Origin of the sequence: Kribbella yunnanensis (genome assembly GCF_039529655.1) — a bacterium.
In the GTDB taxonomy this organism is placed as follows: domain Bacteria; phylum Actinomycetota; class Actinomycetes; order Propionibacteriales; family Kribbellaceae; genus Kribbella; species Kribbella yunnanensis.
On record NZ_BAAANF010000022.1, the window covers coordinates 201,749 to 228,566 of the forward strand.

Consider the following 26,818-nt stretch of genomic DNA (forward strand, 5'->3'; position numbering starts at 1 on the left):
CGTGTCGTTCGCGTTCTCCACCCTCGGGTGCCACGGTGCACCCCTGGACGAAGTGCTGAAGCTTGCCCTGAGCAACCAAATCACCGGACTCGAGCTGCGGACCGCGCCCGACGAGTTCACCCACATCGGCCTGTCGGCGGCCGAGCGCCGCGAGCTCCGCAGCCGGATCGAGGACGCTGGTCTGGAGATCCTCGCCGTCAGCAGCTACGTCAAGCTGTGCGCGGTCGAGGAGCAGCCGCTGGAGGCGCACCTCGAGCTCGCGGCCGATCTCGGTGCCCGTGGTGTCCGCGTGTTCCCGGGTGACGACCCCGCCGATGAGACCGGTGCCGGCGAGTTCCGGGCGTTGGACCGAGTGGCGACCGCGCCCAAGGAATCGCGGATCCTGCTGGAGACCCACGACTCGCACTCCGCCGGCCGCAAGATGGCAGCCCTGCTGAGCCTGATCGACTCGAACGTCGCGGGCCACAACGTGCAGGTGATCTGGGACAGCGCGCACACCTGGTCGCACGGCGAGACGCCGGCCGAGGCGTTCGCGCACCTGCGGCCGTGGCTGGAGTTCGTCCAGATCAAGCAGAGCGACTCGACCCAGAGCTACCGGCCGGTGGCGATCGAGGACGGCGACTTCCCGATCCAGGATCTGCTCAAGGCGCTCGAAGGCACCGACTACCCGCTCTCCCTCGAGTGGGAGACGAAGTGGCACCCGCATCTGCCGTCGCTCGAGGAGACGCTCCCCGCGGTTGCGCGCTGGCTCACTCCCCGCTGAGCGGCGGGAACAGCACTCCGGCAGCACGGACCTTGTCAACGCAATGCGAACGCATTACATTCGATAGGTGTTCCTGGAAGTCAAAGACAGCGAGTGGTCTACGGCGCACATCGCCCGACACGATGTAACGATCGCCGAAGTCCGCGAAGCCATCCTCGAACGTCCCTACTACCAAAGAGCAGGAAGAGACGGATCTCTGCTCTGTTACGGCCGGACATATGCGGGGCGATTTCTTCTCGTGGTCGCGGTCGCGGATTCACCAGGGACAGCTTTCATTATCACCGCCCGCGACATGACCAGAGCCGAGAAGAAGTCCTTCCAGAGGGAGGCACGTTGATATGAACAAGATGAACGAGGAGTTGCCGCGGCCCGAGGCCGAGCTTGAGTCGCTCGCCGACTACTACGACACGCATGACACCGGTTCGGAGATGGCCGACGGCGAGTGGGTCGAGCCGCCTATGGTCACCACGTCCCTGCGGCTGCCCAAACCTTTGGTGGATGCACTCAAGGTGGAAGCCGGCCAGCAGCACATCCGGCACACAGCCTTGATGCGGAAAGTGCTCGCAGCCTACGTCTCTGGAGACGCGATCCAGCCGGCTGAGATCATCGACCGGCTGGAACGGATCGAGCGCCTCCTCGACCGCAATGCCAGCTGAACCCTGTCGGTACGCCGGCTGGCTCACTCCGCGCTGAGCGGCGCCGTCAGGTAGCGCGTGACGGTCGGCGCGAGGAAGGCGACGACCTCGTCCTCCGTCAGCGCGGTCACCGGCGGGAATCGCAGGATGTAGCGGCATAGCGCGAAGCCCATGGCCTGCGTGGCGACCAACCCGGCACGCATGGCCGGCTGGTCGACAGCAAGCCGCCCCAGCACCGGGGCGAGCTGGGTGGCGAAGACCTGCCGCATTCGCTCGGCCGCGCCCTCGTTGGTGGCCGCGGTCCGCAGCAGCACCCGGAAGGTGTCTTCCTCCTCCCAGCGTCTGAACAGATGCCGGACCAGCACCGTGCCCACCTCAGCGGCCGGTACGTCGCTCAGATCGGGGAGCCGGACGTCGAACTCGGCCGCCTCCGCGAACAGCTTCTCCTTGCTGCCGAAGTACCGCATCACCATCGCCGGGTCGATCGCCGCGTCGGCCGCGATCGCCCGGATGGTCGCCCGCTCGTATCCGTCGGCACCGAACCGCTCCCGGGCCGCGGTGAGGATCGCCGCGCGCGTTCGGTCCGACTTCCGTTGCACCATCGGGCCAGCATATGCCAACAGCCGTTGACTTCTACTGGACTGCTACTTACAGTAAAAGTCAACAGGCGTTGACAAATGCTCGGGGAGGCAGCGATGAACGTCGAGGTCGTAGTGGTGGGTGCAGGACCGGTTGGTCTCGCGACGGCGGTGGCGCTCCGGCAGAACGGGCACGAGGTGGCGGTGGTGGACAAGCTCGCCGCAGGCGCGAACACCTCGCGGGCGGCGGTGATTCACGCCGGGACGATGGACGTGCTGGAGTCGATCGGCGTCACCAAGAGCCTGCTCGCCACCGGACTTCCGCTGCCGCAGTTCGCGATTCGCGACGGCGACAAACTGCTGGCGGGCTTCGGCTTCCGGAGCCTGCGAACCAATCACCCCTACACGCTGACCATCCCGCAGACGGTGACCGAGGCGGTCCTGCTGGAGCGGCTGGAGGAGCTGGGTGGCTCGGTGCTGCGACCGCGGTCGGCGGTCGGGCTGACCCAGGACGCCAATGGCGCTCAGGTGACCCTGGACACCGGTGACGTGATCAACGCGCAGTACGTCGTCGCTGCCGACGGCGTCCGCAGCACGATCCGGGAGCTGGTCGGGATCGCCATGCCGATCGGGACCCCGATGCTTTCGGCCAGCCTGATCGATGTCCGGATCGACGGTGGACTGCGGACGGACGAGGTGACTCTGTACTTCGCCCAGGCGGGCGTGCTCGTGGTCGCGCCCTTCGCGGACGGTTCGTTCCGGCTGGTCGCCGCGACACCTGATGCGCCCGAGCACCCGGATGTCGCGTACGCGCAGCAGTTGGTGGACGTGCGTGGGCCGAAGTCCGAGCGGCCGATCGTGACCGACATCGTGTGGGGTTCGCGGTTCCGCGTCTACGAGCGCGTCGCGGATCGCTACCGGGAGGGCCGCGTCCTGCTGGCCGGCGATGCTGCGCACACGCACAGCCCGGTCGGCGGACAAGGCATGAACCTCGGTCTGCGTGATGCCGTCCGACTGGGCGGCGCGCTGTCCACCGCGCTCACCAGTGGCGACGAGTCCGAGCTCGACGCGTACGTCGTACAGGGCCGGGCGGAGGCGGTTGAGGTCGTGGCGCTGGCGCACCGGTTGACGCGCGTGGCGAACGCACCCCGACTGCTGCGGCCGCTACGCAACCTGATCCTCGGTCGGGTCGGCCGGTCGGAGTCGGCGAAGCAGCGGGTGGCTCAGCGCATCGCGGGGCTCGCGGGGTCGCGCGACGAAGGTTAGCCCTCGCCGCGCGGAGAATCGCTTCCCCGGGACCGGTGCGACCTCTACCCTCCAGTTACCGCATGCAATGCCTCAACTACTGGAGGTCATCGTGTTCCGTCCCGCCCGATGGACTCGACTCGTTCCCCTCGCACTGGCGGCCGTCCTCGCCGTCGGTGCCGGGAGCCAACTGCCTGCCGCCGTGCAGGCCTCGGCGCCACCGGACCGCAAGGCCGTGGCAGAGCAGAACGACGAGCTGATCCAACTGCTCCGGGTGCACACCCCGACGCAGTCCGACCGTCAGCGGCTGACCAGCCTGGATCTCGACCTGGCCGAGTCAGCCGGACCGACGTACACCGATGTTGTTGCCTATGGCAAGAGTGATCTCCGGCTGCTGAAGCTGGCCGGATTCACCTGGTCGGTCCTGGAGGACGACCTCGAAGGCGCTGATCGGGAGCGCGAGAAGGCCGATGTCGAGTACGCGAAAGCCGTGCGGAACAAGGCGGTTCTGGCCACCTTGCCGAGCGGGCGGACGGCGTACCGGCAGCTTGCCGACTTCAACAACAACCTCGCGAGTCTGGCCCAGCAGTACCCGACCAAGGCCAAGCTGATCAGCCTCAAGGAGAAGTCGCTCGAGGGCCGGACGGTGCAAGGTCTGGAGATCTCGCACGATGTCGCGACCAGCAGCGGCAAGCCGGTGTTCCTGATGATGGGTCTGCACCACGCGCGGGAATGGCCGTCGGGTGAGCTGACCATCGAGTTCGCCTACGACCTGCTGCAGAACGACGGCACCGACACCCGGATCACGAACATCCTGGAGAAGTCCAAGGTGATCATCGTGCCGGTGGTGAACCCGGACGGCTTCAACCTGAGCCGGACCCTCGGCTACGAGATGAAGCGGAAGAACTGCCGGATCACCAACGGCCAGCTGCCGACCGCGGGCCAGTGCGCGCAGTCGTCGAACCAGTCCCGCGGTGTCGACCCGAACCGGAACTACTCGGGCTTCTGGGGTGGTCCGGGTGCGTCGACCAGCCTGACCTCGGAGACCTACCGCGGTCCGAGCGCCTTCAGTGAGCCGGAGACCCGCAACATCCAGTCGCTGGTGTCCGCGCACCAGGTGACCACGCTGATCACCAACCACACCTACTCCAACCTGGTACTGCGTGAGCCGGGCTACGCGAGTGCGCAGAACACTCCGGACGAGACGGTGTACAAGTCGCTCGGTGACCAGATGGCCGCGCAGAACGGCTACACCAGCCAGAAGGCGTACCAGCTGTACGACACCACCGGCACCACCGAGGACTGGTCGTACTACGCGACCGGTGGTCTCGGGTTCACCTTCGAGCACGGTGCGAGCAGCTTCCACCCGGCGTTCTCGAACGTCGTGAACTACTACTACGGATCCGGCAGTACGGCGGGCAAGGGGAACCGTGCGGCGTACCTGCTCGCGGCCGAGTCCACCATCAACCCGGCCCGGCACTCCGTCGTCACCGGGACCGGCCCGGCCGGCGCCGTACTGCGGTTGAAGAAGTCCTTCACCACCAAGACGTGGAACGGCACGCTGCTGCCCGACGTGCTCGAGACCACGATGACGGTGCCGGCGGGTGGCACGTACACGTACCACGCCAACCCGTCCACGCGGCCGATCACCATCCAGAACGGTGGCGGCACCGAGTCGTGGACGCTGACCTGTGAACGCCCGACCGGTCAGGTGCTCGAGACCCGCTCGATCACCGTCGCCCGCGGCGGCAGCGTCACCGCCAACCTGACGGCCTGCTCCGCAGCTTTCTAGCCGGCGGTCGACTCCCGGATCTCCAACGTGTACGGGACGGTGAGGTTGCGACGCGCAGCCTCACCGCTCCCCGCGATCCGCTCGAGCAGCAGTGCGACCGTTTGATCGGCCAGCCAGTCCTTGTCCGCGGAGATCGTGGTCAGTGATGGCGAGTGGTAGCGACCGTCCTCGATGTCGTCGAAGCCCACGACGGCCACATCGTCCGGCACCGACAGGCCCGCGTCGGCGAGCGTGCGGAGCGCGCCGAGGGCCAGCAGGTCGTTGAAGCAGAAGACCGCGTCCGGAGGCTCGGGCAGCTCCAGCAGCGCGCGCATCGAGGCCGCGCCGTCCAGCCGGTGATACCCCGTCCCGGCCAGCTCAAGCGCCGGATCGTGCGGCAGCCCGGCCGCCTTCAACGCCTTCCGATACCCACGACGCCGTACGGCGCCTGTCCCCGACGCGCCGCCGCCACCGACACCGATGGCCGCGATCCGCCGGCGTCCGAGTGATACGAGATGAGTGGTCGCGTCGTACGCCGCCTGGACGGAATCGACCGCGACATGGTCGAAGGTGCCACCCGTCGTCCGCTCGCCGAGCAGGACGATCGGCTTCCCACTGCCGACCGCCGCGCTGATCTTCGCCTGTGAACTGGTGATCGGGGAGAAGACGATGCCGTCGATCAGCTGACCGCGCATCCCGTCCAGCACCATCTGCTCGGCGGCCGGCTCGCCCTCGGTCTGCTCGATCAGCACGGTGATCCCGCGCCGCTTGGCAGCCCGCGAGAACGCGGCCCCGAGCTCGGCGAAGTACGCCGAGGCCATCTCCGGGATCGCCAGCGCGATGAAGTCGGAGCGGCCCTTGCGCAGCGAGCGGGCGCTCACGTTCGGCCGGTAGTCCAGGTCGGCGATCGCGGCCTCGACCTTGGCCCGGGTGTGCGCGGTGATGTGCGGATAGTCGTTGATCACGTTCGAGACCGTCTTCACGGACACCCCGGCGCGCGCCGCCACATCGCTCAGCCTGGTCGCCATCCGTACCTCCTGTTGCAGACCTGTCGACCGAGTGTGCCACGGTCGCGAGCGGTGAACCCTTTACCGCGGATGTCAATCGTTGTAAGAATCCGCGGTAAACGTTGTAATGCTCTGATTGGTGGAGGTTTCATGGCACGGCTCGTAGTGGATCCGGCGTTCGTCGTCGGAGCGGTGGACCGGCGGTTGTTCGGATCGTTCGTCGAACACATGGGGCGCTGTGTCTACACCGGCATCTACGAGCCCGGGCATCCGACGGCCGATGCGGACGGTTTCCGGACCGATGTCCTCGAGCTGGTCCGCGAACTCGGCGTGACCGCCGTCCGCTATCCCGGCGGCAACTTCGTCTCGAACTACGACTGGGAGGACGGGGTCGGGCCCAAGGACCAGCGGCCGCGTCGGCTCGACCTGGCCTGGCGGGCGATCGAGCCGAACCAGTTCGGCACCGACGAGTTCGTCGCCTGGGCCGGCAAGGCCGAGGTCGAGCCGGTCTGGGCGGTCAATCTCGGGACCCGCGGGATCAAGGAAGCGGTCGAGCTGCTCTCGTACACCAACCTGCCGGCCGGCACCGAGCTCCCCGATCGCCGCGTCGCGAACGGACATGAGGCGCCGTACGGGATCAAGGTCTGGTGCCTTGGCAACGAGATGGACGGGCCCTGGCAGATCGGTCACAAGACCGCCGAGGAGTACGCGCGGCTGGCAGAGGAGACCGCGAACGCGATGCGCCGCGTCGACCCCGAGCTCGAGTTCGTCGCCTGCGGATCGAGCAACGCCGGGATGCCGACGTTCGGCGAATGGGAGCGGGTCGTCCTCGAGCGCACCTACGAGCTGGTGGACCACGTCAGCCTGCATGCGTACTACGAACCTCGCGACGACCCGGCGAGTTTCCTGGCCTCGGCCGAGGACATGGACCGGATGATCTCGTCGGTGATCGCGACCGCCGACCACGTCAAGGCACTCAAGCGCAGCTCGAAAGAGATCACCCTCTCGTTCGACGAATGGAACGTCTGGCGCCAGTCCGACTTCCCCGGTGAGCTCGGCCTCGGCATCCGCGAGGTGAGCCCGCTGATCGAGGACACGTACACCGTCGACGACGCGGTCGTGGTCGGCAGCCTGCTGATCACGCTGCTGCGGCACGCCGATCGGGTGAAGATCGCTTGCCTCGCCCAACTGGTCAACGTGATCGGCCCGATCAAGACCGAGCCGGGCGGACGGGCGTGGCGGCAGTCGATCTTCCACCCGTTCGCCCTGACCGCTCGGTACGCCGGTCCGACTGTCCTGCAGACCGCGATCAGTGACGGGCCCGAGATCGACACGGCCGCGTTCGGCCGCGTCCCCGCGCTGTGGAGCACGGCGACGTACGACGAGAAGACCGGCGAGATCGCGATCTTCGTGGTCAACCGGAGCGAGACCGACAAGATCGATCTGGAAATTCCGGCCGGTGGGCTGCGCGCGGTTACGCGGCACCTGGCCCTGTACGACGACGACCGTGCGGCCGTGAACACGGCTGACGATCCGGACCGGGTGGTACCCCGGGTGATCGAGGGGACCGCGATCGTCGACGGCGTCTGCACGGCCACGCTGCCACCGGCTTCGTGGCATCTGATTCAGCTCACCGTGTAATCCGAGAGGGGACCCCTGCCCGTGCCTCCCAAACGATTCCTCGCCGCAGCGCTCGCTGTGGCCGCCGTCGCCGCCGGTACGTCGGCCGCTACCGCAGCGCCCGCGCCGACCACCACCAACGCGATCTCGTCGAGCTTCGCCGACACGTTCGCCGACCCGTCGATCATCCAGGGCCGGGACGGCTACTGGTACGCGTACGCCACGTCCGATCCCCTCGTTGCGAACGGTCCGTTCGGCCTGATGCACATGGCCCGGACCAAGGACTTCAGCTCCTGGGAGTACCTGGGCACGGTCTTCAACGAGCAGACCAAGCCGTCCTGGGCCGCGCCGGGATCGTTCTTCTGGGCGCCGGACATCCGGTACTTCGACGGCAAGTACGTCATGTACTTCACCGTCACCGACACGCTGGCCAACCCTGGCAGCGACTTCGCGATCGGCGCCGCGACCGCACCGACCCCGACCGGGCCGTGGACCGTCAGCGACGGGCCGGTCGTGACGCCGAAGTCCGATGGGAACGGTGGCTGGTACAACACCATCGACCCCGCGCTGCTGACTGCGGCCGACGGCAAGCGGTACATGTACTACGGCGGTTTCTACGGCGGCATCTCGGTCACCGAGCTGACCCCGGACGGCCTGCACGCGGTCGGCGAACCGACCCAGGTGACGATCGGCGACCGCTACGAAGGTTCGTACGTCGTCTATCGCGACGGCTACTACTACCTGACCGCGTCGTCGATGAACTGCTGCGCCGGCCCGACCACCGGCTACTCGGTCTTCGCCGGGCGTTCTCGCTCTCCCAAGGGCCCGTTCCTGGATGCCGACGGGGTCGCGATGACCGAGTCGCGCGTCGGCGGAACGACGGTCATCACGCAGAACGGCAACAAGTGGATCGGACCGGGACACCACGCGTTCATGACGGACGCGGCCGGTCAGGACCACATCGTCTACCACGCGATCGACCGCAACGCGGCCTGGCTGACCGACCCGTTCGGGATCAACCGCCGGCCGATGCTGATCGACCGCATCGACTGGATCGACGGCTGGCCGCGGACCCGCGCCGGTTCCGGTCCGTCCGAGGGTCCGGTGCCCGCGCCGGTCACCGGGTCCGGTCTGGGTATTGATGCATCCGATCCGGCTGGTGGTCTTGCCGGTGCATCCAGGCGCCCTGGTGATGCGCTGGGTGGGCCGACGGCCGCGATCTCGGGTGCCGCGCAGACCCGCAAGTCCGCTGCACCTGGTTCGCTTCGGGTCGAGGCCGACGTTCGGCTCGGGTCGTCGTTCACCACGGTGCTTGGCGGTCACCAGGTCTTCGCGAAGGTTGCGGATGGCAAGGTGACGGTCGCGGCAGGGCGTCGTACGGCGTCTGCTTCGTTGCCGGCCGATTTTGACCGGGCGCAATGGAACAAGTTGATCGTCGAGGTGTCGGGCTCCACGGTGAGTGCGCGGGTCAACGACGCCGGGCTTGGCGATGTGTACGCCGAGGCGAAGGTCGACGTACCGGGGTTGAAGCTGGCTGCGGCGCCGGTGCGGTGGGTCGGGTCGGCCGAGGTGGACAACCTGACCGTGCGGCCGGTGGCAACGCCGGTACGACGGTTGGCCGCCGTACCGAAGCCTGGGAAGCTGCTCGCGGGTGACGACTTCTCCGGTGAGCTTGGTGCGGACTGGTCCTGGGTGCGTCCCGATGCCAAGGCAGTAGTTGCTGATGGCAAGTTGTCGTGGCCGTTGCAGAACGCGGACCTCGTTGGTGGCGGGAACAACGCGGGGCTGCTGTTCCACAACACGCCCGCCGGGGACAGTTGGATCGCGGAGACCAAGCTGCACCTGGACACCGGGTCGGGCGATATCCGCAACTACCAGCAGGCCGGGATGATCGCGTACCTGAACGACAGCGACTTCGCGCGACTAGGCAACGTCGCGATCTGGAAGACGCGACAGATCGAGTACGGGCGGGAGTTGGTGGCGCGGCCGTCAGACGGCGCGACGAGCTATGGCGTGGCCGCGATCGGTCGCTCGGCACCGACGCAGTGGATGCGGCTGGCGTACCACAAGAACGCGGCCGGAGAGCATGTATACCGGGCCGCATCCAGCGTGGACGGCAAGAACTGGACCTGGGGTGCGTCGTGGGTCCTGTCGGCCCCGGCAAAGCTCGGTCTCTTCGCCCACGGCGAGTTCACCGGCGCGAACCCCGCACCGGTCGCCACCTTCGACTACCTGCGGTTCTACGAGAGCAAGTGACATGGAGGTCTACGCCGGCAACTTCGCCGACCCGTTCGTCCTGGCCGTGAACGACACGTTCTGCGCCTACGCGACGAACGGCCCCCTCGGCAACGTACAAACCCTCAGGTCCCGTGACCTGAGGACCTGGGAGCCCGTCGGCGACGCGCTCCCCACGTTGCCGGCGTGGACCACCCCAGGCCGCGTCTGGGCTCCCGAAGTAGTTGCCCACGGCCCCGATCGCTACCTCATGTACTACACCTCCGCCGACCCGACCACCGGCCACCAAGCGGTCGGCGTCGCGGTCGCCACGAACCCGCTAGGTCCATATGTCGACAAATCGCCTTCGCCACTTCTGAGCCAGGCCGACGAAGGCGGTTCCATCGACGCCTCGCCGTACCGAGACTGGCTCTACTGGAAAAACGACGGCAACGCGATCGGCGTCGACACCTGGATCTACGCCCAGCAGTTGTCCGACGACGGGCTCACCCTCGTGGGCCCGTCACACCGCCTCATCAAACAAACCCTCCCCTGGGAAGGCACTTTGGTAGAGGCCCCCTACGTCCTGGAACGCAACGGCCTCTTCCACCTCTTCTACTCAGCCAACGCCTTCGACAAACCGCAGTACGCCGTAGGCCACGCAGTCGGCCCAACCCCCACCGGTCCCTTCACCAAGTCCGGCGCCCCGATCCTCTCCGGCCCCGGCGGCCCCGGCCACAACATGGTCCTCTCAACCCCGGACCGCGACTACTTCGTCTACCACGCCTGGGACCCCACCCAAGTAGGCACCGACCCCCGAGGCCGCACCGTGCACATCACCGAACTCACCTGGAACGGCGACCACCCGATCGTCGGTGGATGACAGTTCCGCCCACTCATTCAGCCACCCATATGACTTGCGAGTCATATGGCACCGATGTCATAGTGCGGCGTGAGTCTCTACGACCGCGCAACCACCCGCACCCCACCACTTCGCGCCCAAAGGTAGGTCCGCTGCTCTTTGTGCACAGACACCCACTTTGAGAACCCACCAACCATTTCGGCGGGCTCTGCGTGGTTGGCAGCTACCCAAAGACGCGATCCGTGCACAAAGGTGGGGTGGCTGCTCTTTGGGGGCGGGGAGGGTGGGGCACGGTGGTCGTCGCGGTGACAAGGCCCGGATCGGCGACGTGTTCTACAACTCCGTCGGGGCGCGGGCTGACGGGCTCATCGACCAGTGGAAACGAGAGAAGATGAGGGGACAGGCATGACCGACAACGACACTGCCCCGGCCGGCTTCGAGCGTGGCAACGCGTATCTGGACAAGTTGCTCGCCGATCCGGAGCGGGCGGCACGCGTCGCTGAGCTCCGGGCCGAGATGGCTGAGATGGATCGGCTGTATGCCGAGAACCTCGCGATGATCCGGCGCGCCGGGGACCTGACGCAGGTTCAGCTGGCGCAGAAGCTTGGCGTCGGCCAGGCGGTGGTCTCCCGGGTCGAGCGTCACCACGACATGCTGTTGTCGACGCTGGCCGACTACCTGCATGCGACCGGGGCCAGGCAGCCCCGGATTGTGGCTGTCCTCAATGGGATGGAGGTCGAGCTCGACCTCGACCGGTTCCGGGGCGCTCGGTCGGCCTAGCGGTCAGCTGCAGTTCCAGCGGACGGGCTGGTTGGTGTAGCCGTCGGTGCCGTAGAGCTGGCGGGTGTTGGTGATGGCGGCGGGGGCGATGCCGGAGGCGCCGCCGGGGTCCTTCTGTTCGAGGGGGCGGAGGCCTTGGCCGGTGATGGCGGCGTTGGTGTCGATGAGGACGTCGCCGCGGTCGTTCAGGGCGGTGGCTTTGCCGGGGGCGATTGGGGTGGCGGGCGCGCCGGTGGTGAGGTCCCAGCGGACGGCTTGGCCGGCGTCGGTGCCTACCGCGATGCCGTTGCGGACGGCGGCTGCTTCTGGGTAGGAACCTGACTTGGGGAGGAGGGCGACTGTGCCGTCGGGTCGCCAGATGACGGCTTCCTGGGCGCGGACGCCGGCGTTCTCCCAGTCCCAGTCCTGGATGATGCCGACCACGGTGCCGTCGTCGTCGATGTCGTTGGCGATCGCATGGTTGAAGCCGGCCGGGACCGGGAGGACACGGGGCTGGTTGGTCGCGCTCCAGACCACACCGTGACCGTTCTGGCCGTTCGCGTCCGTCGCGTAGCCGACGGCCAAGCCGTGGGCGTTGTCGATCGCGCTCAGCCGGGCGTCGGCGTACCCGGCGGGTGTTGGGAGCTGCTCGGCCGATCCGTCGCGGTAGCGCAGGTTCGCCGCGTTGGTGGTGATGAGGATCTGTCCGTCGTCGCTGGCATCGATTGCGAGCGCCCAGTCGCCGGTCACGCCGAGCTGCGTTGGTACGCCGTCGTGCCAGCGGACCACACTGCGCTGGCCGTCAGTGCGCTCACCGGTTCCGACCACGAACCGTCCCGCCGGTGCGGCGCCGGATGCGCCCACGCTCGTCAGGCCGGGTACGGCGGTCAGCGGGTGCTGCAGGCACTTCTCTGCCGGTGCGGCGTGGGCGAGCTGCGGCGCCAGTAGCGGGAGGGCAAGGGCGAGGAGTGCCAGACCGGCTCGTTGATGCATGGGTCGAGCGTGGCAGGTGGCCGGTCCAGTGCGTCAGCCTTTCGAGTCAGCCTAAAACATCACTTCGGTCAGGATCGTGAGAGCTCGGTGCAGGTCGTCGGTGGTGGGGGTGGCGTAGCCGATGACGAGGCCGGGTGGGCCCGGGATGGAACGGCGGTAGTCCGAGAGCGGAGCTACCGCGACGCCGGCTTCGCGGGCTCGGGCGGAGACCTCGCGGTCGTCGAGGTGGTCGGGCAGGAGGAGCGTGATGTGGAGGCCCGCGTCCTGACCGATGATGCGGCCGTAGGGGGCGAGGACGGAACACGTGTGGGTACGGCGTTCGGCGTACCGGCGGCGGTGTTTGCGGATGACTTGGTCGAGGTAGCCGTCGCGGAGCATGGAGAGGAGGGCGGCCTGCATCGGCCAGCCGGGCCAGTCGCCGGAGTTGGCGCGGAAGGTGGCCAGGCGGTCGACAGTCGCGTCGGAGGCGACCAGCCACCCCAGGCGTAGCGCCGGGCTGAGGGTCTTGGACAACGTGCCCAGGTGGACGACCCGGTCCAGGTCGAGCTGGGCGAGCGCCGGCAGCGGCGCCACGTCGAAGCGGAACTCGCTGTCGTAGTCATCCTCGATCAACATCGCCCCGGTACGGCGTGCCCACCGGATCAGCTCGTTGCGCCGGGCAACCGGGAGCCGACCACCGAGCGGGTACTGATGCGAAGGCGTCACATAAACCGCAGGCAGGTCATCGGTGAGAGCCGACACCTGCAGCCCGTCCCGATCCACCGGTACGTCGACAATCGCGAGCCCGTGGTCATGCGCAGCAGCCACCGCGTTCAGGTAGCCAGGGTCCTCGATCGCGATCCGGTCCCCCGGCTTCCGCGTCACCGCGAGCAGCAACCGCAGTCCGTGCACGGTTCCATTGGTGACCAGGATGTTCTCCGGCCCACACGCGATCCCGCGCACCCGCCCGACGTGCTCGGCCAGCGCAACGCGAAGCGCCGGCAACCCCGCGGCATCGTCGTACCCCCGAGGCGGTGACTGCGCAGACACCTCCCGCCATGCCCGACGCCACCCAGGATCAGGCGTCGGATCAATGAACGGGATCCCAGGCCGCAGCGTCAGCAGATGTCTCTCCGGCGGCGGATGAAACGTCGTACGCCGCCGCTCAGCCGGCCGCAGCGGAGCCACATCAGTGACAAACGTCCCCGCCCCGGTCCGCCCCTCGATCCACCCCTCAGCCTGCAACTGGTCATACGCCGACTGAGCCACCGCCCGCGACACCCCGAGCTGCCGCGCCAAATCCCGTGTAGAAGGCAACCGATGCCCAGCCTGCAGCCGCCCATCCACCACCGCCGCCCGAAACTGCTCAGCCACCTGCAAATGCAGCGGCATGCCGACAGACCGGTTCACCACCAGCGGCAGTGAACTGTCCATCGGCATGCCGTCATCGTAGGTGGGTCAGCTGTTCCCGTCGTTCTTCGTCCAGGCGCAGTTGAAGCCGTGGCCGGAGATCTCGGCGCAGGCCTGGAGCTCGGTCGGGCTACCGCCCCAGAAGAAAGTGGTCAGGGCGGAGCCGAGAAATCCGCTGGTCCTGGCGCGAGCCAACTCGCCACCGCCGCGGTACCGAATGATCGCTACGTCAGTGGAGAAGGTGTCGTAGATGTACGCGCGGTAGGCGATCCGGCCGTTCGCGCCGGGCGCGTTGATGCACTGCCAGAGTTCGATCTTGGTCCCCGCGACGCCGCGGTAGTTGATGTCGGTGCAGGTCTCCTGCACCGAGGCGCTGGCCTGGCTGGGGGCGATGACGGCGGCCGCGGCGAGGGCGGCGAGGGTGGCGGCGGAAGCCAGTAGGCGGTTCATTGATCTCCTTGGGCGTGAGGTAAAGCGGTCTATGCCGCAATAACAGCAGTGGAGATCAGGCCCGACAACCGAACTGGTACGTAGGCGACTACGTAGCGTGCGGTAAGTGGACTACCTGATTCGACGGCAAGTGGACCGTGGCAGCAGGCCACTCGTCGCCGACGCTGGACACATGACGACGACGCCCATGCAACCGACCGCTCGGACTTCGCTTCGCCGGGAGAAGCAGCGCGCCGCTACTGAGCGGGCGGCGCTGTACGACGTACTGGCCGAGGGGATGTTCTGCCATCTGGGGGTGGTGATGGACGGGGTGCCGGTGGTTTTGCCGACGGCGTACGGGGTGGATCTGGATCGGGGGCCGGACGGGACGTTGTATCTGCATGGGTCGGTGGCGGCTCGGAGTGTGGTGGCGGCTCCGGAGCAGACGGTGTGTGTGACGGTGACGCATGCGGATGGGCTGGTGCTGGCGAGGTCGGCGTTTCATCACTCGGTCAACTACCGGTCGGCGGTGATCTTCGGCGTACCGCGGCTTGTCACGGATGCGGAGGAGAAGCTGCAGGGGCTGAACCGGATCGTCGACCATCTGGTTCCAGGCCGCTCGTCCGGCACGAGGGCGCCGAATCGCAAGGAGCTGGCCAAGACGTCGGTGCTCGCGCTCGCGCTCACCGAGGCGTCGGTGAAGACGCGTACCGGTGAGGCGAACGACGAACCCGACGACCTGGACCTTCCGCACTGGACCGGCGTGGTTCCGCTCCGGGTGGTTGCCGACGAGCCGATCACGAACTCGGACTGCGACCTGCTGGTGCCGGCTCACGTCCGGACCCGCGCCAGCCAGCTCGGAGCTCCTTCTTAAGCCGCAGTGCCCTTGTTGTAGCTCTTCTGGGCCCAGAAGTAGCCGACGATGGTGATCGCGACACACCAGGCGATGGCCAGCCAGCCGGAGCCGGACTCCATCGGCGAACCGAGGAGCAAGTGCCGGAGCGTGTCGATGATCGGGGTGAACGGCTGGTATTCGGCGAACCAGCGGATGCCGCTCGGCATTGCTTCCAGCGGCAGGAAGGTGTTGCTGAGGAAGGGCAGCACGAAGCTGATCGGCAGCACGATGTTGCTCGCGCCCTCGGCTGTCTTGCTGATCAGGCCGAGTGCAATCGCGAACCAGGTGAGCGCGATCGTGACCAGGATTAGCAGCCCGGCCGCGAATAGCCAGTCCACGATCGACGCGTTCGGGCGGAACCCGATCAGGACGGCGAAGCCGACCACGAGGGTCAGGCTGACGATGGTCAGGATCACGTTGCCGAGCACGTGCCCGGTCAGGACCGACGGCCGGTAGATCGCCATCGTCCGGAAGCGGGCGACGATGCCCTCGGTCATGTCCACGGCCGCGCCGATCGCGGGTGACATCGTGCCGGAGGCGATCGACATCAGCAGCAGTCCGGGCGTGAGGAAGTCCAGGTAGTCGAATCCGCCGCCGTTGATTCCGGCCGAGAAGGTGTCGCCGAAGACGAGACCGAACAGCAGCAGCATGATGATCGGCATACCGATGGCGCCCGCCGCGAGGGACGGATAGCGCAGGGAGTGCCGCAGGTTGCGGCGCAACATGGTGGCGGTGTCGGCCACGGCGTACGACGTGGTGCTCATCAGCTGGCAACTTTCTGGTCGGAGTGGTCGGTGACGGCGAAGAAGACGTCGTCGAGGTCGGGGGTGTGGACGGTGAGTTCGCTGACCTCGAGGGAGGCGTCCTCGATCCGGGCCAGCAGGTCGCGCAGGGCATGCACGCTGCCGTCGTTCGGCACCTGCAGCGTCAGCGCTTCGGTGTTGGGGAGAGCGGTCGGCAGCACCTGACCGGCGAGCGTGAACTCCTCCGGCGAGTTGAACCGCAGCTGCACATGACCGCCGGGCACGAGCCGCTTGAGCTCCTCCGGCGTCCCTTCCGCGACGAACCGGCCATGGTCCAGTACGGCGATCCTGTCGGCCAGTTGATCGGCCTCTTCCAGGTACTGCGTCGTGAGCAGCACCGTGACTCCGCCTGCGACGAGCTCCCGGATCATCGTCCACATGCTGTGCCGGCTGCGCGGGTCGAGACCCGTCGTCGGCTCGTCGAGGAAGATGATCTGCGGGCTGCCGACCAGCGTCATCGCCAGGTCGAGCCGGCGCTTCATACCGCCGGAGTACGTCATCGCGAGCTTGCTGCCCGCCTCGACCAGGTCGAACTGCGCCAGCAACTGGTCGGCCCGTTCCCGCCCGGCCCGGCGGCCGAGGTGGTACAGGTCGGCCATCATGATCAGGTTCTCGCGGCCGGTCAGTAGCCCGTCGACCGCCGAGAACTGCCCGGTGACGCCAATCGCGGCCCGGACCGCGTCAGGATCGGCGTACAGGTCGTGTCCGGCCACCCGGATCTGGCCGGCGTCCGCGGTGATCAGCGTGGACAGGATCTGTACGGCGGTGGTCTTGCCGGCGCCGTTCGGCCCGAGCAGGGCGAAGATGGTGCCTTGGGCAACAGTCAGGTCGATCCCGTCGAGGACGAGTTTGTCGCCGTAGGACTTGTGCAGTCCGAGGGCTTCGATCGCTGCAGACATGAGAGATTCCTGTTTCCGGGCAGGCTGCCGCCGCCCTGGGGTGTGGTGTGGGGTGAAAAAGGGTGTGCAGGACCAGCCGGCCGACCTGAAGGGGCGCCGGGAGGTTTGGTTGTGGGGACGAGCTAGATGTCTAGGTCCTCCACCGCGGGCTGGTCGGCGGCCATCTCGACCAGGTCGTAGAGGTCGTTCGGGATCAGGTCACGCAGTTCCTCGACGGTGTCGACCACGTCGAGGGTCGCTTCGCCCTGCGCCATGCTCCAGGACTGATCGGTGCTCCAGTTGCCGACCCAGGACCGCCAGCCGGACAGGTACTTCTCGTCGTCGGCGCCCTGGGTGAATTGCGCGCTCCGGTCGGCGTGCAACACGAACTTCCCGCTCCGGGTGCGGTACACCTTGAACGCCTCGTAGCCGGAACTGCTCGATCGGCCGCCCTCGGCGAGCAGGACCCCGGAGAACCGCTGTTTACGTCCGGATCCGCGCCCGACCCGGACGGTGATCTCGTCGTACCCTTCGAGCTTGCCTTCCTCCAGCTCGACGTACTTGCGCAGGGCGATCGAGATCGCCGAGGACAGGTTGCCGGCCAGCTCCTGGGCACGCTTGTACAGCGGCAGGTCGTCGTCCGACACGTAGATCGTCTTGTTCGGCATAAGTACAACTATACGCATAGCTGTACGTAGAGCGCCAGCCTGAGATGAACGGTGTGGAAACAGTCGTCGGCAAAACCTGATTTATCCACAGATTTGGCCCAGTTTGCGGTGGAAACGGTGGAAAAGCTGGGGTCAACCTGGGGATAAGTCGGCCGAAACGGTGTGCACAGCTGGGGATACGGGTGTGGATAACTCCGAACCCAGGCCGTGATCTAAGGTAAGGCTTGCCTTACTCGATCACCCGTGAAGGAGCTCCGCGATGCTGTCCCGGCGAAGTCTGTTGCTCGGAGCGGGAGCCGCCGTCGTGCTCTCCGCCTGCTCGAACTCCGAAGATCCGCAGGATCTGGGCGGTGCCGCGACCGGCCCGTGGGACTTCACCGACGATCGCGGGGTGAAGATCACCCGGCCGTCCCGGCCCACTACGCTGGTCGCGCAGATCCAGTCCGCCGCCGCACTGTGGGATCTCGGCCTGCGCCCGGTCGGCACCTTCGGCAAGGCCAAGAAGGCGGACGGTACGGCGGACATCCTGGCCGGCAGCGTGGATCTGAGCAAGGTCACCTCGTTCTCGGAGACCTGGGGCGAGTTCTCGGTGGAGAAGTTCGCCGCACTGAAGCCGGACCTGCTGATCGCGCCGATCCACATCCCGAACGAACTCTGGTACGTCCCGAAGGAGTCCGTCACCGCGATCGAGGCGATCTCACCGACGCTCGGCGTCGACTATCGGGAGCGCTCGGTGGATACGGTCATCGACCGGTACGCCGAGCTCGCGGCCGCGCTCGGCGCCGACCTCAAGGCCGAGCCGGTCCTCAAGGCCAAGGCGGATTTCGCGACCGCCTCGAAGGCGCTCAGCGACTTGGCCGGCCGACAGAAGGGACTCAAGGTCCTCTTCGTCTCAGGCGCCAAGGACGGTCTGTACTTCGGCAATCCGGCCGCGTTCTCCGACCTGTCCCTGCTGAAGAAGCTCGGGGTCGGTTTCGTCACGCCGGACTTCGACCCGAAGGAGCCGCACTGGGAGAACGTCTCCTGGGAGCTCGCCGACAAGTACCCGGCCGACGTCATCCTGTACGACGCGCGCAACGCCGAAGCGTTCACCGTGGACAGGGCGAAGTACCCGACGTTCGCCCGGCTGCCCGCCGTACGGGCGAATCAGGTGTTCGCCTGGAACCCGGAGACGCCGACCAGCTGGGCGCAGTTCGCGCCCGCACTGCGTCAGCTGACCGCAGACCTCGGCAAGGTGCGCCCGATCACCGGCTGAGGCCCGCGGGTCAGAAGTTGGGTCAGACCCACTGCGTGGAGACGACGAAGCCCAGCGCGATCAGGCCCATGCCGACCAGCAGGTTCCAGTTGCCGAGGTCCTTCATCACCGGGATGTCCTGGCCGGCGACGTAGAAGACGACCAGCCAGGCGAGCCCGAGCAGCCAGGACGCCAGCATCAGCGGGGCCACCCAAACCCGACTCTGGGTCCGCGGCTGCTTCGGCGTCTTCTCGGCCTTGACCTTCTCGGTCTTCTTCTTGTTACGACTGCTCGACTCGGGCACGGCTGAACTCCTTGTAAGGACGCATAAGCTGACCTCTTGAGGGCCAGGAGGCTCGGACCTGTCGGTCCGGTCCCGGGTTAGCGTAGTGCAGAGAGCGATCTGGAGGTGACTGGTGCGTAGGTTGAAGCGGATTTCACTGTGGCGCGCGGGCGTGCCGCTGGCGCTGCTGTGCGCCGGTCTGCTCTTCGCGACCAGCGCCACCAGTGCCCGCGGGACCGACCTGCGACCCAGCCGGAACACGACGCTGGCCGGGCTGGTGGAGGAGCAGAGCCGCCGCAGCGCCGCCCTGGTCCGCCAGCACGCGACGCTCACCCAGGAGATCGAGCAGCTGCAGGCGCAGCAGGGATCGATCGACCCGAAGCTGGCCAAGCGGCTGAAGAGCCTGTCCGATGCGGTCGGCATCACTCCGGTGACCGGTCCTGGACTCACCGTGACGCTCAAGGACGCCCCGAAGGAAGTGGTCCGGGACAACCCGGATGTGGACGCCGACTGGCTGGTGATCCACCAGCAGGACATCCAGGCCGTGGTGAACGCGCTCTGGGCCGGTGGCGCGGAGGCGCTCTCGATCCAGAACCACCGGGTCATCTCGACGACCGGGATCAAGTGCGTCGGCAACTCCGTCGTCCTGCACGGCGTTCCGTACCTGCCGCCGTACAAGATCACCGCGATCGGCGACCGGCGGAAGCTGCAGAAGGCGCTCGACGACTCGAAGTACATCGAGAACCTGCAGGACTACGTGGTGAAGTTCCAGCTGGGGTACGACGTGAAGACCGAGTCGTCGATCGCGATGCCCGCCTACGAGGGCACCCTGGACCTGCAGAGCGCGACCGTGCCCGGGTTCGACCGGACGCCGACGGTCAGCCCGACCGCAACCGGCGGGCGTTAACTCGGCCCGCCTGTCAGAATGGGCCGCATGCCGCGGATCCTCGTCGTCGACAACTACGACTCCTTCGTCTACAACCTGGTGCAGTACCTGCAGCAGTTGCAGGCCGAGACCACCGTGCTGCGCAACGACGAGGTCACCCCTGACCAGGTCACGGCGTACGACGGTGTCCTGCTCTCCCCCGGTCCCGGGACCCCGGAAGAGGCCGGTGCCTGCGTGGACATCGTCAAGGAGGCGGGTGGCCAGGTGCCGATCTTCGGCGTCTGCCTCGGTCTGCAGGCGATCGGCGTCGCGTACGGCGGCGTGGTCGGCCGGGCCGATGAGCTGCTGCACGGCAAGACCAGCCAGGTGTTCCACGAGGGCGCCGGCGTCCTGAGCGGCCTGCCGTCGCCGTTCACCGCGACCCGGTACCACTCGCTGGCCATCGCGCAGGACACCGTCCCGGACGAACTGCAGGTGACCGCCCGCACCGAGGCCGGTGTGATCATGGCGGCCCGGCACCGGGACCTGGCGGTCGAGGGCGTCCAGTTCCACCCCGAGTCCGTGCTCACCGAAGGCGGCCACCGGATGCTGGCCAACTGGCTGGAGATGTGCGGTGACGCCGGCGCCGTCGAGCGCTCCGCCGGGATGGCCCCGCTCGTCAGCTGACTCCGGCCAAACGAAAGCCCCCGCCGAGGCGGGGGCTTCGTCGTACCGGGCTGTGGTCAGCCGCCGATGATCGGCGTGGTCGTCGGGTTGCTGGGGTCGCCGGACGGGTCCCCCGACGGGTCGCCGCTCGGGTCACCGTCGGGCAGCCGGTTGATGGTGATCGTGATCGTGCTGCCCTTCTGGGCCTTCGTGCCGCCCTCGACGCTCTGCGCGATCACGGTGCCGTCGACCGCGTTCGGGTCCTCGCCGTACTTCTGGCCGACCAGGAAGCCCTTCGCCTTCAGCTGAGCGATGGCGTCGTCCGCCGGCACGGTGAGCAGCTGCGGCACCTCGACCATCACCTTGCCGCTGGAGACGGTCAGCGTGAAGGTCGTCCCGGAGCCGTACTTCTTACCCGGGTCCGGGCTGATGGCCAGCACGGTACCGGCGTCCTTGTCGGAGTCCTTCTCGATGTTCTTGTCTGCGACCTTGAAGCCACCCGGGGCGTTCTCGATCTTCGATCGGGCCTGGTCCTCGGGCAGCCCGATCAACCCCTCCGGTACCGAGAAGGACTGCTGGCCGGAGGAGAACGTCACGGTGACGGTTGAGCCCTCTTCGGCCTCGGTGCCGGCGGCCGGCGTCGACGAGATCGCCTTGCCCTTGTCGACGGTCTGGCTCGGCACCGAGTCGCCCTGGGCGAAGACCAGTTTCACCTCGGCCAGCTTCGCGGTCGCCTGCGAGGTGGTGAGCCCGCTGACATCCGGTACGGCGACCTTCTGCACGACCGGGGTCGTCGAGCCACCCCCGCCGCCGTTGTTGTTGTTCTTGCCCATGTTGTTGATCAGCGCGTAGCCACCGATCGCGACCGCGACGATGGCCAGGCCGAGCAGGAAGTAGGCCAGGCCGCGGTTCCGGCGGGCGCGGGTGTCCTCGAGGTCGTCGTCGCCACCGCCGGGCGGGAGCAGGTCGTCGCTGGTCCGCCGGAACGTCTGGGTGGCGGCCGGTGCGACGGCGGTCGGGGCCATCGCCCGGGTCTCGGCGACCGCGTGCATCGGTGCGGTCACCTGCTGACCGGCCAGCACCCGGTGCAGGTCCTGACGCATCTCGGTCGCGCTCTGGTAGCGCTCGTCGCGGTTCTTCACCAGGGCCTTGAGGACGACGGCGTCGACCTCCGGCGGGATGTCCGGGTCGAACGACGACGGCGGCAGCGGCTGCTCCCGGACGTGCTGGTAGGCGACCGACACCGGCGACTCACCGACGAACGGCGGCCGGCCGACGAGCAGTTCGTACAGCAGGCAGCCGGTCGAGTACAGGTCCGAGCGGGCGTCCACGGTCTCGCCGCGGGCCTGCTCGGGCGACAGGTACTGCGCGGTGCCGATCACGGCCGCGGTCTGGGTCATGTCCGAGGTGGTGTCGGCGACCGCACGGGCGATCCCGAAGTCCATCACCTTGACCTGACCCTGCGGGGTCAGCATCACGTTGCCGGGCTTGATGTCGCGGTGCACGATGCCGGCCCGGTGGCTGTAGTCCAGCGCCTCGAGCACGCCGGAGGTGATCTCCAGGGCGCGCTCGGGCATGATCTTGCGGCCCTCGCGGATCAGGTCCCGCAGGGTCTTCCCGGTGACAAGTTCCATCACGATGTACGGGATGGTGATGCCGGAACCGTTCGGGTCCGGCTCCTCGCCGGTGTCGTAGACCGACACGATGGTCGGGTGGTTCAGCGAGGCCGCCGACTGGGCCTCCCGCCGGAATCTCGCCTGGAAGGTCGAGTCACTGGCCAGGTCGACCCGCAGCCGCTTGATCGCGACCGCCCGGCCGAGCCGGTTGTCGATCCCCCGGCGCACTTCGGCCATGCCGCCGCGGCCGAGCGGTTCGCCTTCTTCGTACCGGCCGCCGACGAGACGTGCCTGCGATGTCATGACCTCAGCCTTCCAACCTGTCCGGAAACACACTCAATTTGCCCACGGTAGCGACTGCGCCTCGTGGATCCCCGTTGGAAAGACGCTCTGTGAACGCATCATTCCGTATGGTGCTCATCGTTGGAGCACCGCCTCCATCACCGCTTTGGAGATCGGCGCGGCCAGTGCGCCACCGGCGATGTCGTTGCGGGCGACGTCCGCCGATTCGATCATCACCGCGACCGCGATCTGCGGGTCGTTGGCCGGTGCGAACGCGGTGAACCAGGCGAACGGCGGGCGTTCCGGCGACGTCTGCGCCGTACCGGTCTTGCCGGCCACCTCGATACCGTCGATCTGGCCCTTCTTGCCGGTGCCGTTCTTGACGACGTCGACCATCATGCCGGTCAGCTGCGCGGCCACCTCGGGAGTGACGGCCTGGTGCAGCGACTCCGGCTTGGTCTCGGACACCGTCTTCAGGTTCGCGGTCTTCACGTTCTGGACCAGGTAGGGCTTCATCACCTCGCCCTTGTTCGCGATCCCGGCGGCCACCATCGCCATCTGCAGCGGGGTCGCGCGGACGTCGAACTGGCCGATCGCGGACTGCGCGGTCTGCGGCTGGTTCGGGTCGCCGGGGAACGCGCTGGCCACACCGGACAGCTCCGGGAGGTGGCGCTCGCCGAAGCCGAACTTGGCTGCCTGGTCGCGCAGCGCATCCGGTCCGATGTCCAGACCGACGCTGCCGAAGGCGGTGTTGCACGAGTAGCGCAGGGCGATCGTCAGAGTCGCGTTGTTGCTGCCACCGCAGTTTTTGCGGTCCTCGTTCACCAGCGGGGTGGTGGTCTGCGGGAGCGGCAGCTCGGCCGGCGAGTTGGTCTTGCTCTCCGGCGTGTACTTGCCGCTCGAGAGCGCGGCCGCGGCGGTGACGAGCTTGAAGGTCGAGCCGGGCGGGTAGGTCTCGCGCGCCGCGCGGTTCAGCGTCGGCTTGTCCGGGTCCGCGTCGAGCTTCTTCCACGCGGCCGACACCTTGCTCAGGTCGTGGCTCGCGAGCTGGTTCGGGTCGTACGACGGGGTGGTCGCGAGGGCCAGGATCTTGCCGGTCTTCGGTTCGATCGCGACCACTGCGCCCTTCTTGTCGCCCAGACCCTTGTACGCCGCCTGCTGGGCCGCCGCGTTCAGCGTCAGGGTGACACTCGCGCCCTGCTGCGGACGGTTGCTGATCACGTCGATGATCCGGCGGAACGCCAGCGACGGGTCGGAACCGTTCAGCTCCGAGTTCTGGTTCAGCTCGATCCCGGCCCGGCCGAACAGGTAGGAGTAGTAGCCGGTCACCGGTGCGTAGACCGGCCCGTTGGGGTAGCTGCGCTGGTACTTGAACCGGTCGTTGGACGCATCGCTCTTCGCGATCGGGGTGTTGGTGCCGATCAGGATCGCGCCGCGGTCGACCGAGAACTGCGAGTCCCGGACCCGCTTGTTGTCGTTGCGGCCGTTGAGCTCGTTGGACCGGAAGGCCTGCAGGTACGTCGAATTCGCCATCAGCGCGAGCATCAGCACCATCGCCGCCACGGCCAGTCGTCGGATCGCCGAGTTCATGCCTTCTGCACCGCCATCGCGATCGTTTCGTCGGACACCGGGGCGGCCGGCGTCTGTGGTCGGCGGGCCTGGTCGCTGATCCGCAGCAGCAGCCCGATGATCGCCCAGTTCGCGACCAGCGACGTACCGCCGAGCGCCATGAACGGGGTGGCCAGACCGGTCAGCGGGATCAGGCCGGTGACACCACCGACGATCACGAAGACCTGCAGCGAGAACGACATCGCCAGACCGGTCGCGATCAGCTTGCCGAAGATGTCCCGGCAGGCCAGCGCCGTCCGCAGACCGCGCTCGATGATCAGCGTGTAGACCAGCAGGATCGCGATCAGCCCGGTCAGGCCGAGCTCCTCGGCGAACGAGGAGATGATCATGTCGCTGTTCGCGTACAGGGTCAGGTGCGGCTGGCCCTGGCCGAGGCCACGACCGAGGATGCCGCCCCAGGCCTGGCCCATCAGGCCGACGGCGATCTGGCCGCCGTCGATCGAGAACGGGTCCAGCCAGTCGTTGATCCGCTTCGTGACGTGCCCGAAGGTCTGGTAGGCGAAGTACGCACCGGCGACGAACAGCAGGCCACCGATGATCAGCCAGCCGGCCCGCTCGGTGGCGACGTACAGCAGGAACAGGAACAGCCCGAAGAACAGCAGCGACGAGCCGAGATCGCTCTCGAAGACCAGGACGCCCAAGCTGACCAGCCAGGCGACCAGGATCGGGCCGAGGTCGCGGGCGCGCGGCAGATCGAGGCCGAGGAACCGGCGGCCGGCCAGTGTCAGCACGTCCCGCTTCACGACCAGGTAGCCGGCGAAGAAGATGACCAGGCAGACCTTGGCGAACTCACCGGGCTGGAAGGACATCCCGGCCACCCGGATCCAGATCGACGCGCCGTTGATGTTCACGCCGAGGCCTGGGACGAGCGGCAGCACCAGCAGCACGAGACCGACCAGGCCGAGCGTGTAGGTGAAGGCCTGCAGCCGCCGGTGGTCGCGGATCACGATCACCACGGCGAGGAACAGGACGACGCCGACCGCGGTCCAGGTGATCTGCTGCGGTGCGAACGGGACACCCTTGGTCCGGCCGATCGAGGTCAGCCCGAGGTCGATCCGGTGGATCATCGCGACGCCGAGACCGTTCAGCAGCACCGCACACGGGAGAATGACCGGATCCGCGTACGGCGCCCGGAAGCGCAGCGCGAGGTGGGCGATCAACGCCAGCAGGCCGATCCCCGCGGCGTACAGGCCGGTGCTGGCCGGGACGCCGCCCTGGGCGGTGATCCCGATGTTGACATAGGCGCCGACCGAGATACCGACGGCGATCAGGAGCAGGAACAACTCCACCCCGCGCCGGGTGCGCGGAATGATCTGGATGACTGACGTGGAAGCAATACTCATTTGACGCCGTCGCAGTCGTCCGGGTTGGCCGTGCCGCCCGGGGTGCTCGTCGGAGTCCCGGACGGGGTCCCCGACGGGGCCTTCGTCGGCGCGCTGGCCGGCGGCTTCGACGACGCCGGCGGCTTGGACGGTGTCGTGCTGGGCTTCGGCGTCGGCGGGGTGAGCTTCTTCGCGCACTCCTCGGCCGTCGCCTGCAGCTCGCTGACGATCGCACGGGCTCCGGGCAGGTCGTCGGCCTCGATATTGCTCTCCACTTGCTGGCGGTTGTACGTCGGAAGCTTGTCCACCTGCAACTGCTGCTTCTCGTAGACCTTGGTCAGGGTGATACCGGGAATGTCCGCGTCCACACCCTGGAAGATCGCCACGAAGTCACCGTCTGTGCCGACGTAGTACTGGTCCTGGGTCCAGCGGTAGCCGTACCAGCCGGCTCCGCCGATCAGGCCGAGGATGATCACCACCGCGAGGATCCGCCGTACCCACGGGAAGCGCTTCGGCGGGCGGGGCGCGTAGCGCAGCTCCTCGGGGTCGAGGGTTCCGCCGCGGCCACCGCTGCCACCACTGTTGCTGCCGCCGGGGACCAGCGTGGTCGCCTCACCGCGGCCGGTGCCGCCCTGGGCGAGCTCGGCCGCGGCCCCGACCAGTTGCGGGGTGGTCCCGCTGGCCGGCGGGGTCTCGACCACATCGGCCACCACACAGGTGATGTTGTCGTTGGAGCCTGCCTCGAGCGCGTGCGTGATCAGCTCGACGACGACCGAGTCCGGCGTACCGTCGGCCATCGAGGCGGCGATCACCTCGGCGGCGACGTAGTCGGGCAGGCCGTCGCTGCACAGCATCAGCCGGTCGCCGGCCTGGACGTCGAGGATCTGCAGGTCCGGATCGGAGTCGGGCCGGCCGTCCAGCACTCGCAGGATCAGGTTGCGGTGCGGGTGGGTGAAGGCCTCCTCCTGGGAGATCCGGCCCTCGTCGACCAACGACTGCACGAAGGTGTGGTCGTGACTGAGTTGATAGAGCAGGCCGTCCCGCATCCGGTAGGCGCGGGAGTCGCCGAGGTGTGCGAGGCCGAGTTGCTGGCCGTCGAACATCAGCGCGGTGACGGTGGAGCCCATGCCCTCGCGCTCGGGGTCCTCCTCGACCAGCTCGGACAGCCGCTCGTTGGCGCGGTGCACGGCACCGGCCAGCGCCTCGATCATGTCCTCGCCGCCGATGGTGGCGGTGTCGAGCCGCCGGATCACCTGGACCGCCGCCGCGCTGGCCACCTCACCGGCTGCCGCGCCACCCATTCCGTCGGCGAGCAGCAGCAGGTGCGGACCGGCGTACGCCGAGTCCTCGTTGTTGCGGCGCACCCGTCCGACATCGGACAGTGCGGCGTAGTCGAGCGACAGGGTCATCGA

General features: G+C 67.7%; 26 protein-coding genes. 13 read left to right on the forward strand and 13 right to left on the reverse strand.

The window, feature by feature from the left end:
* Window position 1: 1 nt before the first annotated feature.
* The 3 genes from ABD231_RS32780 (at window position 2) to ABD231_RS32790 (ending at window position 1,419) form a co-directional block, all read left to right on the forward strand.
* Complete coding sequence (locus ABD231_RS32780; RefSeq protein ID WP_344160768.1) at window positions 2–763, forward strand: sugar phosphate isomerase/epimerase family protein; 762 nt, start codon at window positions 2–4, stop codon at window positions 761–763.
* Window positions 764–830: 67 nt separating this feature from the next.
* Entirely contained in the window at window positions 831–1,100 is a 270-nt protein-coding gene (locus ABD231_RS32785) for a BrnT family toxin (RefSeq protein WP_344160770.1), read from the forward strand.
* A gap of 1 nt (window position 1,101) precedes the next feature.
* Window positions 1,102–1,419: a hypothetical protein gene (locus ABD231_RS32790; RefSeq protein WP_344160772.1), complete on the forward strand. Its 318-nt coding sequence runs from the start codon at window positions 1,102–1,104 to the stop codon at window positions 1,417–1,419.
* Between the two features lie 23 nt (window positions 1,420–1,442).
* On the opposite strand, the gene ABD231_RS32795 is transcribed toward ABD231_RS32790, so the two are convergent.
* Window positions 1,443–2,000: a TetR/AcrR family transcriptional regulator gene (locus ABD231_RS32795; RefSeq protein WP_344160775.1), complete on the reverse strand. Its 558-nt coding sequence runs from the start codon at window positions 1,998–2,000 to the stop codon at window positions 1,443–1,445.
* A gap of 93 nt (window positions 2,001–2,093) precedes the next feature.
* Here ABD231_RS32795 and ABD231_RS32800 point away from each other — a divergent pair, with 93 nt between their 5' ends.
* Window positions 2,094–3,242, forward strand: coding sequence for an FAD-dependent oxidoreductase (locus tag ABD231_RS32800; protein WP_344160778.1), 1,149 nt, complete (start codon window positions 2,094–2,096; stop codon window positions 3,240–3,242).
* A 67-nt stretch (window positions 3,243–3,309) separates the two neighbouring features.
* The gene (locus ABD231_RS32805) at window positions 3,310–5,013 is read left to right on the forward strand and encodes a M14 family metallopeptidase (protein WP_344160781.1); all 1,704 of its coding nucleotides are present in this window, start codon (window positions 3,310–3,312) and stop codon (window positions 5,011–5,013) included.
* On the opposite strand, the gene ABD231_RS32810 is transcribed toward ABD231_RS32805, so the two are convergent.
* On the reverse strand, window positions 5,010–6,020 hold the full coding sequence (locus ABD231_RS32810) for a LacI family DNA-binding transcriptional regulator (RefSeq protein WP_344160784.1): 1,011 nt from the start codon (window positions 6,018–6,020) through the stop codon (window positions 5,010–5,012). The two genes, ABD231_RS32805 and ABD231_RS32810, sit on opposite strands and share 4 nt — an antisense overlap.
* Before the next feature lie 129 nt (window positions 6,021–6,149).
* Between ABD231_RS32810 and arfA the strand changes: the two genes are divergently transcribed.
* The 4 genes from arfA to ABD231_RS32830 all read left to right on the forward strand — a co-directional run bounded on the left by arfA (window position 6,150) and on the right by ABD231_RS32830 (window position 11,475).
* A complete protein-coding gene (gene arfA, locus ABD231_RS32815) occupies window positions 6,150–7,640 on the forward strand; it encodes an arabinosylfuranosidase ArfA (RefSeq protein WP_344160787.1) in 1,491 nt (496 codons plus the stop codon).
* 21 nt (window positions 7,641–7,661) lie between these two features.
* Window positions 7,662–9,875 (forward strand): family 43 glycosylhydrolase, encoded by a 2,214-nt coding sequence (locus ABD231_RS32820; protein ID WP_344160790.1) that lies wholly within the window; start codon window positions 7,662–7,664, stop codon window positions 9,873–9,875.
* A 1-nt stretch (window position 9,876) separates the two neighbouring features.
* Window positions 9,877–10,716, forward strand: a complete 840-nt coding sequence (locus tag ABD231_RS32825) for a glycoside hydrolase family 43 protein (RefSeq protein WP_344160792.1) — start codon at window positions 9,877–9,879, stop codon at window positions 10,714–10,716.
* Window positions 10,717–11,100: 384 nt separating this feature from the next.
* Complete coding sequence (locus ABD231_RS32830; RefSeq protein WP_344160794.1) at window positions 11,101–11,475, forward strand: helix-turn-helix domain-containing protein; 375 nt, start codon at window positions 11,101–11,103, stop codon at window positions 11,473–11,475.
* A 3-nt stretch (window positions 11,476–11,478) separates the two neighbouring features.
* Here ABD231_RS32830 and ABD231_RS32835 read toward each other — a convergent pair whose 3' ends face one another.
* From ABD231_RS32835 to ABD231_RS32845, 3 genes are read right to left on the reverse strand one after another with little or no spacing between them, the layout of a single operon-like run.
* Complete coding sequence (locus tag ABD231_RS32835; protein ID WP_344160796.1) at window positions 11,479–12,447, reverse strand: hypothetical protein; 969 nt, start codon at window positions 12,445–12,447, stop codon at window positions 11,479–11,481.
* A gap of 51 nt (window positions 12,448–12,498) precedes the next feature.
* Window positions 12,499–13,866, reverse strand: a complete 1,368-nt coding sequence (gene pdxR / locus ABD231_RS32840; protein WP_344160799.1) for a MocR-like pyridoxine biosynthesis transcription factor PdxR — start codon at window positions 13,864–13,866, stop codon at window positions 12,499–12,501.
* 18 nt (window positions 13,867–13,884) lie between these two features.
* Window positions 13,885–14,286 carry a hypothetical protein gene (locus ABD231_RS32845; RefSeq protein WP_344160802.1) on the reverse strand — a complete coding sequence of 134 codons (402 nt, stop codon included), beginning with the start codon at window positions 14,284–14,286 and terminating at the stop codon, window positions 13,885–13,887.
* A gap of 172 nt (window positions 14,287–14,458) precedes the next feature.
* On the opposite strand from ABD231_RS32845, the gene ABD231_RS32850 reads away from it, so the two are divergent.
* Window positions 14,459–15,139, forward strand: coding sequence for a pyridoxamine 5'-phosphate oxidase family protein (locus tag ABD231_RS32850; RefSeq protein WP_344160805.1), 681 nt, complete (start codon window positions 14,459–14,461; stop codon window positions 15,137–15,139).
* Here the strand turns inward: ABD231_RS32850 and ABD231_RS32855 are convergent.
* From ABD231_RS32855 to ABD231_RS32865, 3 genes are all read right to left on the reverse strand, one after another.
* Window positions 15,136–15,924: an ABC transporter permease gene (locus ABD231_RS32855; protein WP_344160808.1), complete on the reverse strand. Its 789-nt coding sequence runs from the start codon at window positions 15,922–15,924 to the stop codon at window positions 15,136–15,138. The two genes, ABD231_RS32850 and ABD231_RS32855, sit on opposite strands and share 4 nt — an antisense overlap.
* A complete protein-coding gene (locus ABD231_RS32860; RefSeq protein ID WP_344160811.1) occupies window positions 15,924–16,862 on the reverse strand; it encodes an ATP-binding cassette domain-containing protein in 939 nt (312 codons plus the stop codon). The genes ABD231_RS32855 and ABD231_RS32860 overlap by 1 nt, the downstream gene beginning before the upstream one ends.
* A 122-nt stretch (window positions 16,863–16,984) precedes the next feature.
* Window positions 16,985–17,509, reverse strand: a complete 525-nt coding sequence (locus ABD231_RS32865; RefSeq protein WP_344160814.1) for an EXLDI protein — start codon at window positions 17,507–17,509, stop codon at window positions 16,985–16,987.
* A 259-nt stretch (window positions 17,510–17,768) separates the two neighbouring features.
* Here ABD231_RS32865 and ABD231_RS32870 point away from each other — a divergent pair, with 259 nt between their 5' ends.
* Window positions 17,769–18,764 (forward strand): ABC transporter substrate-binding protein, encoded by a 996-nt coding sequence (locus tag ABD231_RS32870; RefSeq protein ID WP_344160817.1) that lies wholly within the window; start codon window positions 17,769–17,771, stop codon window positions 18,762–18,764.
* A 22-nt stretch (window positions 18,765–18,786) separates the two neighbouring features.
* Here ABD231_RS32870 and ABD231_RS32875 read toward each other — a convergent pair whose 3' ends face one another.
* The gene (locus ABD231_RS32875) at window positions 18,787–19,047 is read right to left on the reverse strand and encodes a cell division protein CrgA (RefSeq protein ID WP_344160820.1); all 261 of its coding nucleotides are present in this window, start codon (window positions 19,045–19,047) and stop codon (window positions 18,787–18,789) included.
* Between the two features lie 112 nt (window positions 19,048–19,159).
* Here ABD231_RS32875 and ABD231_RS32880 point away from each other — a divergent pair, with 112 nt between their 5' ends.
* On the forward strand, window positions 19,160–19,933 hold the full coding sequence (locus tag ABD231_RS32880; RefSeq protein ID WP_344160823.1) for a DUF881 domain-containing protein: 774 nt from the start codon (window positions 19,160–19,162) through the stop codon (window positions 19,931–19,933).
* 27 nt (window positions 19,934–19,960) lie between these two features.
* Window positions 19,961–20,578, forward strand: coding sequence for an aminodeoxychorismate/anthranilate synthase component II (locus tag ABD231_RS32885; RefSeq protein WP_344160825.1), 618 nt, complete (start codon window positions 19,961–19,963; stop codon window positions 20,576–20,578).
* A gap of 56 nt (window positions 20,579–20,634) precedes the next feature.
* Here the strand turns inward: ABD231_RS32885 and pknB are convergent, their stop codons facing one another.
* From pknB to ABD231_RS32905, 4 genes are all read right to left on the reverse strand, one after another.
* Window positions 20,635–22,476 (reverse strand): Stk1 family PASTA domain-containing Ser/Thr kinase, encoded by a 1,842-nt coding sequence (pknB, locus tag ABD231_RS32890; RefSeq protein ID WP_344160827.1) that lies wholly within the window; start codon window positions 22,474–22,476, stop codon window positions 20,635–20,637.
* A gap of 114 nt (window positions 22,477–22,590) precedes the next feature.
* Window positions 22,591–24,045, reverse strand: coding sequence for a peptidoglycan D,D-transpeptidase FtsI family protein (locus tag ABD231_RS32895; RefSeq protein WP_344160830.1), 1,455 nt, complete (start codon window positions 24,043–24,045; stop codon window positions 22,591–22,593).
* Window positions 24,042–25,427, reverse strand: coding sequence for an FtsW/RodA/SpoVE family cell cycle protein (locus ABD231_RS32900; protein WP_344160833.1), 1,386 nt, complete (start codon window positions 25,425–25,427; stop codon window positions 24,042–24,044). Before ABD231_RS32900 ends, ABD231_RS32895 begins: the two co-directional genes overlap by 4 nt.
* Window positions 25,424–26,815, reverse strand: coding sequence for a PP2C family protein-serine/threonine phosphatase (locus tag ABD231_RS32905; protein WP_344160836.1), 1,392 nt, complete (start codon window positions 26,813–26,815; stop codon window positions 25,424–25,426). The genes ABD231_RS32900 and ABD231_RS32905 overlap by 4 nt, the downstream gene beginning before the upstream one ends.
* Window positions 26,816–26,818 lie beyond the last annotated feature (3 nt).

What these genes read in the sequence shown, in the direction of transcription:
- pdxR (WP_344160799.1), bottom strand. Translation starts at nt 13,866, where the DNA reads ATGCCGATGGACAGTTCACTGCCGCTGGTGGTGAACCGGTCTGTCGGC.
- ABD231_RS32810 (WP_344160784.1), bottom strand. Translation starts at nt 6,020, where the DNA reads ATGGCGACCAGGCTGAGCGATGTGGCGGCGCGCGCCGGGGTGTCCGTG.
- ABD231_RS32850 (WP_344160805.1), top strand. Translation starts at nt 14,459, where the DNA reads ATGACGACGACGCCCATGCAACCGACCGCTCGGACTTCGCTTCGCCGG.
- ABD231_RS32825 (WP_344160792.1), top strand. Translation starts at nt 9,877, where the DNA reads ATGGAGGTCTACGCCGGCAACTTCGCCGACCCGTTCGTCCTGGCCGTG.
- ABD231_RS32835 (WP_344160796.1), bottom strand. Translation starts at nt 12,447, where the DNA reads ATGCATCAACGAGCCGGTCTGGCACTCCTCGCCCTTGCCCTCCCGCTA.
- ABD231_RS32905 (WP_344160836.1), bottom strand. Translation starts at nt 26,815, where the DNA reads ATGACCCTGTCGCTCGACTACGCCGCACTGTCCGATGTCGGACGGGTG.
- ABD231_RS32885 (WP_344160825.1), top strand. Translation starts at nt 19,961, where the DNA reads ATGCCGCGGATCCTCGTCGTCGACAACTACGACTCCTTCGTCTACAAC.
- pknB (WP_344160827.1), bottom strand. Translation starts at nt 22,476, where the DNA reads ATGACATCGCAGGCACGTCTCGTCGGCGGCCGGTACGAAGAAGGCGAA.
- ABD231_RS32795 (WP_344160775.1), bottom strand. Translation starts at nt 2,000, where the DNA reads ATGGTGCAACGGAAGTCGGACCGAACGCGCGCGGCGATCCTCACCGCG.
- ABD231_RS32830 (WP_344160794.1), top strand. Translation starts at nt 11,101, where the DNA reads ATGACCGACAACGACACTGCCCCGGCCGGCTTCGAGCGTGGCAACGCG.
- ABD231_RS32865 (WP_344160814.1), bottom strand. Translation starts at nt 17,509, where the DNA reads ATGCCGAACAAGACGATCTACGTGTCGGACGACGACCTGCCGCTGTAC.
- ABD231_RS32855 (WP_344160808.1), bottom strand. Translation starts at nt 15,924, where the DNA reads ATGAGCACCACGTCGTACGCCGTGGCCGACACCGCCACCATGTTGCGC.
- ABD231_RS32895 (WP_344160830.1), bottom strand. Translation starts at nt 24,045, where the DNA reads ATGAACTCGGCGATCCGACGACTGGCCGTGGCGGCGATGGTGCTGATG.
- ABD231_RS32845 (WP_344160802.1), bottom strand. Translation starts at nt 14,286, where the DNA reads ATGAACCGCCTACTGGCTTCCGCCGCCACCCTCGCCGCCCTCGCCGCG.
- ABD231_RS32800 (WP_344160778.1), top strand. Translation starts at nt 2,094, where the DNA reads ATGAACGTCGAGGTCGTAGTGGTGGGTGCAGGACCGGTTGGTCTCGCG.
- ABD231_RS32870 (WP_344160817.1), top strand. Translation starts at nt 17,769, where the DNA reads ATGCTGTCCCGGCGAAGTCTGTTGCTCGGAGCGGGAGCCGCCGTCGTG.
- ABD231_RS32860 (WP_344160811.1), bottom strand. Translation starts at nt 16,862, where the DNA reads ATGTCTGCAGCGATCGAAGCCCTCGGACTGCACAAGTCCTACGGCGAC.
- ABD231_RS32900 (WP_344160833.1), bottom strand. Translation starts at nt 25,427, where the DNA reads ATGAGTATTGCTTCCACGTCAGTCATCCAGATCATTCCGCGCACCCGG.
- ABD231_RS32790 (WP_344160772.1), top strand. Translation starts at nt 1,102, where the DNA reads ATGAACAAGATGAACGAGGAGTTGCCGCGGCCCGAGGCCGAGCTTGAG.
- ABD231_RS32805 (WP_344160781.1), top strand. Translation starts at nt 3,310, where the DNA reads ATGCCTCAACTACTGGAGGTCATCGTGTTCCGTCCCGCCCGATGGACT.
- arfA (WP_344160787.1), top strand. Translation starts at nt 6,150, where the DNA reads ATGGCACGGCTCGTAGTGGATCCGGCGTTCGTCGTCGGAGCGGTGGAC.